The sequence below is a fragment of the Methylophaga thalassica genome (assembly GCF_030159795.1).
In the GTDB taxonomy this organism is placed as follows: domain Bacteria; phylum Pseudomonadota; class Gammaproteobacteria; order Nitrosococcales; family Methylophagaceae; genus Methylophaga; species Methylophaga thalassica.
This window is the reverse complement of record NZ_BSND01000005.1, coordinates 540706-553940: the sequence shown is the minus strand read 5'-3', so window position 1 is coordinate 553940 and position 13235 is coordinate 540706. Positions and strand designations below refer to the sequence as shown.

Below are 13235 nucleotides of genomic sequence, written 5' to 3'. Positions count from 1 at the left end.
GTTTTTTTCACATAGTCTTGCTGCATGAATCTCCGATACAGACTTAATCTAATCGTCACAGCTGTCTTATTAATTATTTTAGTTATTGGCGCCGTGAAGGCGATCCATAATGCGCGTGAAGATGTAAGGGCTGAAGTGGCTTCTACAATGGACTTTGCATTACACATGCTAGATGCGGAGTTAAGCCATTTTAGGTTCAAGGATAAAGCACTGGCAGAGCAATCTCAGTCACCATTTATGCTGAGTAAGTTAGCCGGTGTGAGACATCTGAGAATAGAGTTTTATGGACCAACTAATCAGCTTATTGAAAGCAATGAAGGTGAGAGTAGTGATGATCATCAACCATATCCTGACTGGTTCGGACAGGAGATGTATTCCGCGCTTGATGATTTGAAACCGGAAAGATTGCCTGTTTATGTCAACACCAAGAAAGTTGGTGAACTAGTTATTAAACCAAAACCAGACAATGAAATTGCCGAAGCATGGGGAGAGACAAAAACGTTGTTGACCATGATTTCTTTGTTTTTTGTATTTGTGAACATTTTGGTATACCTCGTGGTAGCTCGCGCTTTAAAACCTATTGATCAGATTATCTCCGTACTTACCGATATTGAAACCGGAAATCTGGATAGTCGCTTGCCTATCTTTGAATTACCTGAGATGGCCAGTATCAGTCACAAATTTAATATGATGGCTTCCACTTTGCAGAGCAGTATCCGCAATAATCATCGATTAACTCAACAAATCATTCGCTTGCAGGAAGCCGAGCGTAAAAGCCTCGCTCATGAGTTGCATGATGAAATTGGTCAGCATCTGACGGCGATTCACGTCGATGCTTCGGTTATCAAGTCAACTAATGAATTGGAAGCAGCTAAAAAAAGTGCTACTGCCATAGATGAAGTAGTGGGTTTGATGATGGATATCCTTCGTACCATGCTACAGCGATTGAGACCGGGTGGGCTGGATGAGCTTGGTTTTATTGCCGCTATGCAGGAACTTGTTGATAGTTGGCGTGAAAGACATCCCAATATAGATATGGAATATCACTTTGATGGTGAATTCTCATCTCTGGAAGAAAATGCACAATTAACACTTTATCGTGTCATACAAGAATGTCTGACTAATATCAGCCGTCATTCCAAGGCCAAGCAAGCTTGGATTGTTCTGAAAGAAGAAAATCAAGTCATTCATTTGACTGTAACGGATAACGGTAAAGGCTTTGACCCCAGAAAACATACACAACGTTTTGGTCTCGCAGGCATGAAAGAGCGATTAGACAGCGTGGGGGGCACTTTTGATATTTCATCTAATCTAAATCAAGGCGTCACTATAGATGTGACGGTTCCCAAACAAGGAGATAATGCGTGAGCCAGTTAATAAAAGTCATGCTGACTGATGATCATGCCGTCGTCAGATCAGGTCTATGCCGTTTACTCGAACAAAATGCTGAAATCAAAGTCATTGCTGAAGCTGAAAGCGGTGAACAAGCGTATCAAACTTATCCCGAAAACAAGCCAGATGTCCTTGTAATGGATATGTCTATGCCCGGTATGGGGGGGTTGGAAGCATTACGCCGGATTCTCCATCGCTGGCCTGAGGCAAGAGTTATCATGTTTTCTATGCATGAAAATGCGACCTATGCCATTCAATCACTAACCGCTGGAGCCATGGGATATGTCGCCAAATCTGGAAATGCAGAAGATCTCGTCAAAGCCGTCAAGGAAGTCGCTTCAGGAAAAAGTTTTTTAAGTGCTGATATGGCACAAAAGGTTGCATTACAGAGTTTGACAGGTGATGACAATCCAACTCAAAGGTTAACGTCTCGGGAGTTTGAGGTCTTTCGATTATTAGCTGAAGGTAAGTTGGTTGAAGAAATTGCGGGTCGTCTCAACATCGGTCAAAAAACCGTGGCGAACTATCAAACTAGCCTAAAACAGAAGCTAGATATTCATTCTCCGGTTGAATTGGTGAGATTGGCAATGAAATATGGCGTAATTACCGAACAGTAATTATTGATGAAATAATAATCATTTCAGTTGTTTAAGTTTTAATTCCTTAGTTAGCGTTATTTTGTTCCTGTGAAAATCGGGAAAATTTGGTAATGATTCTTGGGCATAACCAGCATAAAGTGTGGGAACCGTGTCGTTGTTATTCCTCTCGACACGTTCTGTAATCAAAAACTAGGGATTAAAAATGAAGCTGAAAACTTTGTCATTAGCAATGATGACATTGGCAGTGCCAGGCTTGGCTGCTGCTGATGAATTGCTTGAAATGCAAAAAGATCCAAATAACTGGGTAATGCCAGCGGGTAACTATAACAACCAACGTTACTCTGAATTAACTGAAATCAACAAAGACAATGTCAAAGACGTAAACATGACATGGTCTTTCTCAACCGGTGTTTTACGTGGTCATGAAGGTAACTCTCTAGTTATCGGTAGCACCATGTATGTTCACACACCATTCCCTAACATTGTTTACGCGTTGGACTTAAACAACGACGGTGCAATGAAATGGAAATTTGAGCCAAAACAAAACTACGATGAAACAGTGCCTGTTATGTGCTGTGACACGGTGAACCGTGGCTTGAGCTATGCAGATGGCAAAATCTTCTTAAACCAAGCTGATACTACTTTGGTTGCTCTGAATGCTGAAGACGGCAAAGTTGTCTGGTCTGACAAACGTGATGATGCAAAACGTGGTGCTACTAGCACGGCAGCAGCTCACGTATTCAAAGACAAAGTTATCGTTGGTATCTCAGGTGGTGAGTTTGGTGTACGTGGCTACGTTCAAGCGTATGACTTTGACGGTAATGTGAAATACAAAGCGTATAGCACAGGTCCTGATGATGAAATGTTAGTTGATCCTAACAAAACCACTTCTATGCTGAAACCAATTGGCAAAGATTCTTCTTTGAAAACATGGCAAGGCGACCAATGGAAAATTGGTGGTGGTACAACTTGGGGTTGGTATTCATATGATCCTGATTTGAACATGTTCTACTATGGTTCAGGTAACCCATCAACATGGAATCCAGTACAACGTCCTGGTGATAACAAATGGTCAATGTCATTATTTGGCCGTGACTTAGACACCGGTATGGCAAAATGGGTTTACCAAATGACGCCACATGATGAGTGGGATTACGATGGTGTTAACGAAGTCATCCTGGCTGATCAAAAGCTAAATGGCAAAATGCGTAAAACAGCCGTTCACTTTGACCGTAATGGTTTCGGTTACACCATGGACCGCGTCACTGGTGAACTGTTAGTGGCTGAAAAATATGATCCAGCTGTTAACTGGGCGACTGGTGTCAACATGAAGACTGGCCTGCCAGAACGAGCTGTAAAATACTCAACAGCAGCTAACGGTGAAGACGTGAATACTACAGGTATCTGTCCTGCAGCGTTAGGTTCTAAAGACCAACAACCAGCGGCTTTCTCGCCACGTACGGGTTTGTACTATGTGCCAACCAACCACGTTTGTATGGACTATGAACCATTTGAAGTGGAATACGTAGCGGGTCAACCATACGTTGGTGCAACTCTGAACATGTTCCCAGCACCAGGTGGTACTCATATGGGTAACTTCATTGCTTGGGATGCTCGTGAAGGTAAGATCGTATGGTCAAACCCAGAACGTTTCTCAGTATGGTCAGGTGCATTAGCAACAGCTTCTGATGTGGTGTTCTACGGCACGCTGGAAGGTTACCTGAAAGCGGTTGATGCACAAACAGGTCGTGAACTGTGGCGTTTCAAAACAGCATCAGGCATCATCGGTAACGTCAACACTTACCAATATGAAGGCAAACAATATCTGTCTGTCTTGTCTGGTGTAGGTGGTTGGGCTGGTATCGGTATGGCGATTCCTGACTTAGAAAACAGCTCTGATGGTCTTGGCGCAGTCGGTGCATACCGTGCACTGTCTAGCTGGACTAACCTGGGTGGTGTTCTGAGCGTATTTAGCCTGTAAGACCCAGATGATGTAGATTACTCCGTAATCTTAGTCTGAATAAAAGGCCCGGTATCTTTTGATGTCGGGCCTTTTTTTATATCTCTAAATCAAAATGGGATTTGAGGTATGTCTGTGGTTAAAAAAGCTATAATAGTCGGCTTCGACTGCATTGTTTATATCTAAGGATGTTGATGTAGCAAGGTGTGCTTGGGTGTGAAAACCTAAATACCAAACTTATTTCGTTAGGGACTACAGGTATTTTTAAGCCTCACGATAAGGGTATTGATGAATAAAATATTGACCGGCTCAGTTGCACAGAAAGTAGCGTTATTTATCGCTGGATTAATTTGCTTTCTAATTTTCTTAGAAGTCTTAGCCCTAGTACAAATCTACTTGATTAACCATCGTGAAACTACTCAGGAAGCCACCTTGGTTTCATCTATGATTCGTGAGCAGATTGACGATTTTAATATCGCCGAGACAGATAAAAATCAGATTCCTATATTTGAACTACAACAATGGCGTAATTTAGATCGTTTGAATATTGAGTTCATCTCTCAAGATGGTTCTATGATTGAAAGTAATCATCAATATCAATCTGATACTGATGGGGTGATGACAAAAGTGATGAAAGTCATTTTAGATATCTTTCATCTTAAATCTGTTTATATTATTGAGCCGGTAGTGATTCACTCCAGGCATGTCGGTGAAGTCATCATTCGCAGTGATATATATCATGAGCTGAAATATGTTGGGATAGGGATTGCCGAATTATTAATTCCCATTTTATTTACGTTCATATTATCAAGCTGCCTGGTCGTGTTTCTGTTCTCACTCATTTTAGAGCGTATTGATGGTCAACTTAACTTTCCAAGGCAGAAGGAAGAGAAAACTGGACGTCTACGTTATCTATCCTTATCCAATATCAAACGCCTTATTTTTCGTATTATTGAGTCAAGTGAAAGTTTAAAAAAGGTTTTTCACATACAAAAGAGAAAAGCCGTTGAATTACAAGAAATCGAACGAAAACGTATTGCGGCAGAGCTACACGATGAGCTCGGTCAACTTTTAACCACAATGCGTATTGAGTTGGACAAGTTTTATCACTCAGATGATCCCAATACAAAAGAAAATACCATCGCTAATCTAAGGCAACGTAGCGAGAGAATGTCAGATATTCTGAGATCGAATCTTAAACAATTACGCCCCCCTAATTTATCTGAATTTGGTTTAGCACATTGTTTACATGAGTTGGTTAATGACTGGATTTATAACCATCCGCAGCATCAACTTGAATTGACCATAAATTGTAATTTGAGGTTACTTGATGAGCATATGCAATTAAGCTGTTACCGTATCATTCAGGAAGGTTTAACTAACATCAGTCGTCACGCTGGTAACAATGTTGAAGCTAAAATTCTGCTTTACAGAAAAGACAATGACATTATTATCGACGTGATGGATAACGGTCAGGGATGCGATTTAAACTTGATAAAAAAAGGCTATGGATTATTAGGTATGCGAGAACGGGTAGAGACAGTATCAGGTCACATTCATATTGAAAGTCAGCCAGGACAAGGCATGAAAATTAAAGTGAAGCTGCCGTGTGGTATCGGAGAGATCGATGGCAAAAATTAAGATTCTATTGGCTGATGATCATGAGATTGTACGATCAGGTCTAGCGAGTATGCTGAACAGTTACGATGAGTTTCAGGTTGTGAAAGAAATTCCAAGCGGGGAAAAAGCCTATCAGGCATACACAGAATTATTACCCGACATCCTTATCACTGATATGTCGATGCCAGGTATTGGCGGTTTGGAAGCAGTAAGAAGGATCTGTGGTAAGTTTCGAAATGCTCGTATTATTGTCTTTTCAATGCATGAAAATGTGACATTAGCGATGCAAGCAATGAGTGCTGGAGCAAAAGGTTACGTTATCAAATCAGGTGATAGTCAAGATCTGGTGACGGCTATTCATCAGGTAATGAATGGCAAAAACTTTTTAAGTGCTGAAATGGCACAGAAAATTGCTATGCAAAGTGTGTCTGGCTCCGATGACCCTACCCAAAGATTGAGTACGCGGGAATTTGAAATATTCAGGCTGTTGGCTGAAGGACTGACCATTTCACAGGTTGCCTCCCAGTTAAGTCTGGAAGCGAAAACTATTGCTAATTACCAGACCATGTTAAAACATAAATTGGGTTTTAATTCATCGGCAGAAATGGTTCGCTTAGCCATAAAGTACGGTGTAGTCAGCAGTTAATACTAGATTTTCAATTATTTTCAGGAATCTTATTAATATTGTGTGGGAAGCCTTTCCGCCATGCTTGGGAATATATCCCAAACTATGGGTGATTATTCCCTAATGAAAAGAAGGTAAAAGCCGAATAGAGTCCTCCCTGACCGGCCAGTGTTGCCGTCATGTTAAATAACAATTAATAGAGGTCACTCTAATGAAGCTGAAAACTTTATCAATCGCAATGATGACTTTAGCTGTGCCAAGCTTGGCTGCTGCTGATGAATTATTGCAAATGCAAAAAGATCCGAATAACTGGGTAATGCCAGCAGGTAACTATAACAACCAACGTTACTCTGAATTAACTCAAATCAACAAAGACAATGTTAAAGATTTAAACATGGCATGGTCTTTCTCAACCGGTGTTTTACGTGGTCACGAAGGTAACTCTCTGGTTATCGGTGACACTATGTATGTCCATACTCCTTTCCCAAACATCGTTTATGCGTTGGACTTAAACAGTGACGGTGCGATCAAATGGAAATATGAGCCAAAACAAAACTACGATGAAACAGTACCTGTTATGTGCTGTGACACGGTTAACCGTGGTTTAAGCTATGCAGACGGCAAAATCTTCCTGAACCAAGCCGATACAACACTTGTTGCATTAAATGCTGAAGACGGCAAAGTGGTTTGGTCTGATAAACGTGATGATGCTAAACGTGGTGCAACAAGCACGGGTGCTGCATTTGTATTCAAAGATAAAGTGTTAGTCGGTATCTCAGGTGGTGAGTTTGGTGTACGTGGTTACGTTCAAGCCTATGACTTAGATGGTAACGTTAAATACAAAGCCTACAGCACGGGTCCTGATGATGAAATGTTAGTTGATCCTAACAAAACAACGTCTATGCTGAAGCCGGTTGGCAAAGATTCATCTTTGAAAACCTGGCAAGGTGACCAATGGAAAATTGGTGGTGGTACAACATGGGGTTGGTATTCATACGATCCAGATCTGAACATGTTCTACTATGGTTCAGGTAACCCATCTACCTGGAACCCGGTTCAACGTCCTGGTGACAACAAATGGTCAATGTCTCTATGGGGTCGTGACTTAGACACCGGTATGGCGAAATGGGTTTACCAAATGACACCACATGATGAGTGGGATTATGATGGTATCAACGAAGTTGTACTTGCTGATCAAAAAGTGAAAGGCAAAATGCATAAAACTGCTGTCCACTTTGACCGTAACGGTTTTGGTTACACCATGGACCGCGTCACGGGTGAACTGTTAGTGGCTGAAAAATATGATCCAGCGGTTAACTGGTCAAACGGTGTGAACCTGAAAACCGGTTTACATGATCGTGTAGCGAAATACTCTACTGCACGTAACGGTGAAGATGTGAATACATCTGGCGTATGCCCTGCAGCATTGGGTTCTAAAGATGAGCAACCTTCAGCGTATTCTCCACGCACAGGTCTGTTCTACGTGCCAACCAACCATGTATGTATGGACTATGAACCATTTGAAGTGGAATATGTAGCAGGTCAACCATACGTTGGTGCAACATTAAGCATGTACCCCGCACCAGGTGGTACACACTTAGGTAACTTTATCGCTTGGGATGCCCGTGAAGGTAAGATCGTATGGTCAAACCCAGAACGTTTCTCAGTCTGGTCTGGTGCCTTAGCAACCGCTTCTGACGTCGTCTTCTACGGTACATTAGAAGGTTACCTGAAAGCCGTTGATGCGCAAACAGGTCGTGAGCTGTGGAGATTCAAAACTCCATCAGGCGTTATCGGTAACGTCAACACCTACAAACATGACGGTAAACAGTATATTTCTGTACTGTCAGGTGTCGGTGGTTGGGCTGGTATCGGTATGGCGATCCCAAGCTTAGAAAACGAAACAGATGGTCTAGGCGCAGTCGGTGCATATAAATCACTGTCTAGCTGGACTAACCTGGGTGGTGTTCTGAGCGTATTCAGCCTGTAAGACCCAGATGATATAGATTACTCCGTAATCTTAGTCTGAATAAAAGGCCCGGCATCGTTTGATGTCGGGCTTTTTTTATTCAGCCAAGGTTCACTTGTCACATGTGAAAATACTCAGACTGGTCAGATCGGGAAGATTTGCCGGTGATTCATTCGTTTTTTAGGCATAGAGTGTGATGACCTACATGCCCTGAAAACGCATTTTTAATGAATAAACTGAGTAATATGACATTTCTAAGATTTTTAATTGCTTCTGCAGTCGGAATTTATGCTGGCACCAGCCAAGCTGATGAATTACAAAAACTTCAAGATGATCCGGCCAACTGGGTGATGCCAGCCGGAAATTATAATAACCAACGATACTCATCACTCAAGCAAATCAATAAAAAAAATATTAACAAGCTGAACATGGCCTGGTCTTTTTCGACAGGTGTTTTACGTGGTCATGAAGGCAATTCTCTAGTCATTGACGATACTCTATATATTCATACACCTTTCCCTAATATTGTTTATGCGCTCGATTTAAATAATGACGGTGCTATTAAATGGAAATACGAACCCAAGCAGAGCTATGACGAAACTGTGCCAGTCATGTGCTGTGATACGGTCAACCGAGGCCTGGCTTATGCAGATGGAAAAATATTTCTTAATCAGGCAGATACGACCTTGGTTGCGTTGGATATGCACACAGGTAAAGTCGTTTGGTCTGATAAACGTGATGACCCAAGGACAGGTGCCACCAGTACTGGCGCCGCTTTTGTTTTTAAAGATACGGTTTTAGTCGGCATTTCTGGCAGTGAATTTGGTATTCGTGGTTATGTTCAGGCATATGATTTACAGGGGAATGTGAAGTATAAAGCCTATACCACAGGACCCGATGATGAGATGTTGGTAGATCCTGTAAAAACCACCTCAATGTTGAAACCGGTAGGTAAAGATTCATCTCTGAAAACATGGCAGGGTGATCAATGGAAAATCGGTGGCGGTGTCACATGGGGTTGGTTTTCATACGATCCTGACTTAAATCTGTTCTATTACGGGACAGCAAATCCTTCCACATGGAATCCCGTACAACGACCCGGTGACAATAAGTGGACTATGTCATTGTTTGCCAGAGATTTGGATAGTGGAATGGCAAAGTGGATTTACCAAATGACACCTCATGATGAATGGGATTATGACGGTGTGAATGAAATTATTCTCAGTGATCAGAAAATTAAAAATAAACTACGCAAAACCGCAGTTCACTTTGATAGGAATGGTTTTGCCTACACCATGGATAGAGAAACGGGTGAGTTATTACTGGCGAAGAAATTTGATCCATCTGTGAACTGGTCAAAAGGGGTTGATTTAACCACCGGAAGGCATGACCGTGTTCAACAATATTCGCCCGATTTTAATGGTGAAGATGAGAATACAACGGGTATTTGTCCTGCAGCGTTAGGGTCAAAAGATCAGCAACCGGCGGCTTATTCTCCACGAACCGGTTTGTTTTACGTGCCAACCAATCATGTTTGTATGGATTATGAACCATTTGAAGTCGAGTATGTGGCCGGTCAGCCATATGTTGGAGCCAGCCTGTCAATGTACCCGGTAGATGACGATCCCAACTTAGGTAATTTTATTGCCTGGGATGCCCGTGAAGGCAAGATTGTCTGGTCTAACCCAGAACGTTTTTCTGTCTGGTCAGGTGCTTTGGCGACTGGGTCAGATATTGTTTTTTACGGCACCCTTGAAGGCTACTTAAAAGCGGTGGATGCCCAAACTGGACGCGAGCTTTGGCGTTTTAAGACGGCATCGGGAATCATTGGTAACGTCAATACCTATGAACATAATGGCAAACAATACGTTTCAGTGATATCTGGACTGGGTGGCTGGGCCGGTATTGGTATGGCGATGGGACTAAAAAATGATGCTGATGGCGATGGAGCAGTAGGTTTATACAAATCACTTTCCAGCTGGACAAATCTAGGTGGTGTATTAAGTGTCTTTAGCCTCTAAGCCAACTTACTTTCCTAAGATAAAAGTGATGTAAATATTAATGATAACAGTCATTCTGGTTGATGAGCATCATGTTGTACGTGCTGGGATTAAACGTCTAATTGAAGAACAGAATGACATATTAGTGATTGCAGAGACCAACCAGAGTGATCAACTGCCAGCCTTGTATGAAGAGTATCAACCGGATGTATTCATCATTGATATGAATACGGCTTATGGCTCGACCTTAAATAGGGTTAATGAGCTTACAATGACATACCCAAGCGCCCGTGTGATGATATTTTCGAACCTGCCGGAGTCTTTTTTTGCCAATGAAGCTATCCAATCTGGTGCAAAAGCTTACATAAGAAAAACCAGTACAACTGAAGAATTGCTGCTAGCCATTAGAAGTGTCGCTGCAGGCAAAACATATCTGAGTGTGGATATTGCCGAAAAATTGGCATTAAAAAATGTTGCTGATGAGCATGAGCCAAGCACAATACTTACCCCTAGAGAGTTTGAGATTTTTCGTTTACTTGCTGAAGGTATGGAAGTAGAATCCATCGCGAAAGAATTGAAGATCAGCCTCAAAACAATGGCTAATTATCAAACGCAGTTAAAGCAAAAGTTGAATATAGCGACACCCATTCAGTTGGTTCGTTTAGCACTTAAGCATCACGTTATCACCCTAAATGAATAATCAGAATTCATTTCTAGCGCCAAGTCAATCCCGAGTTAACTATGATTAATTCCTGCTTATATAGGGAGTTGCTCCTAATGTGCTAGGGGAAAAATAAGAATAAAGTATTCAGCAGTGGTTATTTATAGATTAGCCACCTATAAAAACAAACCTTCAATACTAGAGGTATATAAAATGAAGCTGAAAACTTTATCAATCGCAATGATGTCATTGACTGCGCCTGGCTTGGCTGTAGCTGATGAATTGCTTGAGATGCAAAAAAATCCGAATAACTGGGTAATGCCAGCAGGTAACTATTCAAATACACGTTACTCAACATTAACTGAAATTAACAAAGATAATGTCAAAGATTTAAACATGGCATGGTCTTTCTCAACGGGTGTTTTACGTGGTCACGAAGGTAACGCTTTGGTTATCGACGGTACTATGTACGTTCACACACCATTTCCAAACATCGTATTCGCATTGGACTTAAATAATGATGGTGCGATCAAATGGAAATATGAACCAAAACAAAACTACGATGAAACAGTGCCTGTTATGTGCTGTGACACGGTTAACCGTGGTTTAAGCTATGGCGATGGCAAAATCTTCCTGAACCAAGCGGATACAACATTAGTTGCTCTGAATGCCGCTGACGGTAGCGTAGTTTGGTCTGACAAACGTGATGATGCAAAACGTGGTGCGACCAGCACTGCAGCGGCTCACGTATTTAAAGATAAAGTTCTGGTGGGTATTTCAGGTGGTGAGTTTGGTGTACGTGGTTATATCAAAGCCTATAGCCTGGATGGTAAAGAACAGTACACGGCATACAGCACGGGTCCTGATGACGAAATGTTAGTTGATCCTAACAAAACCATGTCTATGCTGAAACCAGTTGGCAAAGATTCATCTTTGAAAACCTGGCAAGGTGACCAATGGAAAATTGGTGGTGGTACAACATGGGGTTGGTATTCATACGATCCAGATCTGAACATGTTCTACTACGGTAACGGTAACCCATCAACCTGGAACCCGGTTCAACGTCCTGGTGATAACAAATGGACCATGTCTTTATGGGGTCGTGACTTAGACACTGGTATGGCGAAATGGGTTTACCAAATGACGCCACATGATGAGTGGGACTATGATGGTGTGAATGAAGTCATTCTCGCTGAACAAAAAGTGAATGGTAAAATGCATAAAACCGCTGTCCACTTTGACCGTAACGGTTTTGGTTACACCATGGACCGCGTCACTGGTGAGCTGTTAGTCGCTGAAAAATATGATCCAGCGGTTAACTGGTCAAACGGTGTGAACCTGAAAACTGGTTTACATGACCGTGTAGCGAAATACTCCACTGCACGTAACGGTGAAGACGTTAACACAACAGGTATTTGTCCTGCGGCTTTAGGTTCTAAAGACCAACAGCCAGCGGCATTCTCGCCTCGTACAGGTCTGTACTATGTGCCAACCAACCACGTTTGTATGGACTATGAACCATTTGAAGTGGAATACGTAGCAGGTCAACCATACGTTGGTGCAACATTAAGCATGTATCCCGCACCAGGTGGTACACACTTAGGTAACTTCATCGCTTGGGATGCCCGTGAAGGTAAGATCGTATGGTCAAACCCAGAACGTTTCTCAGTCTGGTCTGGTGCCTTAGCAACAGCGACTGATGTCGTGTTCTACGGTACATTAGAAGGTTACTTGAAAGCCGTTGATGCACAAACAGGTCGTGAGCTGTGGAGATTCAAAACAGCGTCAGGCGTTATCGGTAACGTCAACACCTACAAACATGACGGTAAACAGTATATTTCTGTACTGTCAGGTGTGGGTGGTTGGGCTGGTATCGGTATGGCGATTCCAAGCTTAGAAAACGAAACAGATGGTCTGGGCGCAGTCGGTGCATACAAATCACTGTCTAGCTGGACTAACCTGGGTGGTATTCTGAGCGTATTCAGCCTGTAAGACCCAGATGATATAGATTACTCCGTAATCTTAATCTGAATAAAAGGCCCGACATCGTTTGATGCCGGGCTTTTTTTTGATCAAAAAAAACCAGGCACAGGGCCTGGTTAAATGAAATATAGGTAATGCAATAATGTGGTAAACCACAAAAAGATTAAAGAAGCTGAAATTCTCTAACTTGGTGAATAGTCTATCTTTCATGGTTAATCATGTCGTGAGCATAAATGCATTTAAATTTAGGTGTTTTTTGCCTGACCAGGCTAAGAAGATCTTCCCGCACATTTAGTCATTTTCATCAAATTTTAAAACTACTGTTTTAGCTAAAACTAAGCAGATAGAGCCTCTACAGCTTTTCGGTGAATCAGGAAAATCCTGAATGGCAAGGCGGGGAATCCTGACGAAACATCTCAATCTGCT

At 42.0% G+C, this 13235-nt stretch carries 9 protein-coding genes; all 9 read left to right on the top strand.

What is annotated here, in order from left to right; all coding sequences use genetic code 11:
• Positions 1-24: 24 nt before the first annotated feature.
• The 9 genes from QQL60_RS09825 to QQL60_RS09785 all read left to right on the top strand — a co-directional run bounded on the left by QQL60_RS09825 (position 25) and on the right by QQL60_RS09785 (position 12818).
• Positions 25-1368 carry a sensor histidine kinase gene (locus QQL60_RS09825; RefSeq protein WP_284723189.1) on the top strand — a complete coding sequence of 448 codons (1344 nt, stop codon included), beginning with the start codon at positions 25-27 and terminating at the stop codon, positions 1366-1368.
• Positions 1365-2009 carry a response regulator gene (locus tag QQL60_RS09820; protein WP_284723188.1) on the top strand — a complete coding sequence of 215 codons (645 nt, stop codon included), beginning with the start codon at positions 1365-1367 and terminating at the stop codon, positions 2007-2009. Before QQL60_RS09825 ends, QQL60_RS09820 begins: the two co-directional genes overlap by 4 nt.
• A gap of 184 nt (positions 2010-2193) precedes the next feature.
• Positions 2194-3972: a methanol/ethanol family PQQ-dependent dehydrogenase gene (locus QQL60_RS09815; RefSeq protein WP_284723187.1), complete on the top strand. Its 1779-nt coding sequence runs from the start codon at positions 2194-2196 to the stop codon at positions 3970-3972.
• Positions 3973-4239: 267 nt separating this feature from the next.
• A complete protein-coding gene (locus QQL60_RS09810) occupies positions 4240-5592 on the top strand; it encodes a sensor histidine kinase (protein WP_284723186.1) in 1353 nt (450 codons plus the stop codon).
• The gene (locus QQL60_RS09805; RefSeq protein ID WP_007146856.1) at positions 5579-6217 is read left to right on the top strand and encodes a response regulator; all 639 of its coding nucleotides are present in this window, start codon (positions 5579-5581) and stop codon (positions 6215-6217) included. The genes QQL60_RS09810 and QQL60_RS09805 overlap by 14 nt, the downstream gene beginning before the upstream one ends.
• A gap of 190 nt (positions 6218-6407) precedes the next feature.
• Positions 6408-8186, top strand: a complete 1779-nt coding sequence (locus QQL60_RS09800) for a methanol/ethanol family PQQ-dependent dehydrogenase (RefSeq protein ID WP_007146855.1) — start codon at positions 6408-6410, stop codon at positions 8184-8186.
• 224 nt (positions 8187-8410) lie between these two features.
• A complete protein-coding gene (locus QQL60_RS09795) occupies positions 8411-10186 on the top strand; it encodes a methanol/ethanol family PQQ-dependent dehydrogenase (protein ID WP_284723185.1) in 1776 nt (591 codons plus the stop codon).
• Positions 10187-10226: 40 nt separating this feature from the next.
• Positions 10227-10865 (top strand): response regulator, encoded by a 639-nt coding sequence (locus tag QQL60_RS09790; RefSeq protein ID WP_273178491.1) that lies wholly within the window; start codon positions 10227-10229, stop codon positions 10863-10865.
• A 174-nt stretch (positions 10866-11039) separates the two neighbouring features.
• A complete protein-coding gene (locus tag QQL60_RS09785; RefSeq protein WP_007146852.1) occupies positions 11040-12818 on the top strand; it encodes a methanol/ethanol family PQQ-dependent dehydrogenase in 1779 nt (592 codons plus the stop codon).
• Positions 12819-13235 lie beyond the last annotated feature (417 nt).

Coding starts and splice junctions, on each gene's coding strand:
- QQL60_RS09795 (WP_284723185.1), top strand. CDS start 8,411: ATGACATTTCTAAGATTTTTAATTGCTTCTGCAGTCGGAATTTATGCT.
- QQL60_RS09800 (WP_007146855.1), top strand. CDS start 6,408: ATGAAGCTGAAAACTTTATCAATCGCAATGATGACTTTAGCTGTGCCA.
- QQL60_RS09825 (WP_284723189.1), top strand. CDS start 25: ATGAATCTCCGATACAGACTTAATCTAATCGTCACAGCTGTCTTATTA.
- QQL60_RS09810 (WP_284723186.1), top strand. CDS start 4,240: ATGAATAAAATATTGACCGGCTCAGTTGCACAGAAAGTAGCGTTATTT.
- QQL60_RS09805 (WP_007146856.1), top strand. CDS start 5,579: ATGGCAAAAATTAAGATTCTATTGGCTGATGATCATGAGATTGTACGA.
- QQL60_RS09815 (WP_284723187.1), top strand. CDS start 2,194: ATGAAGCTGAAAACTTTGTCATTAGCAATGATGACATTGGCAGTGCCA.
- QQL60_RS09790 (WP_273178491.1), top strand. CDS start 10,227: ATGATAACAGTCATTCTGGTTGATGAGCATCATGTTGTACGTGCTGGG.
- QQL60_RS09785 (WP_007146852.1), top strand. CDS start 11,040: ATGAAGCTGAAAACTTTATCAATCGCAATGATGTCATTGACTGCGCCT.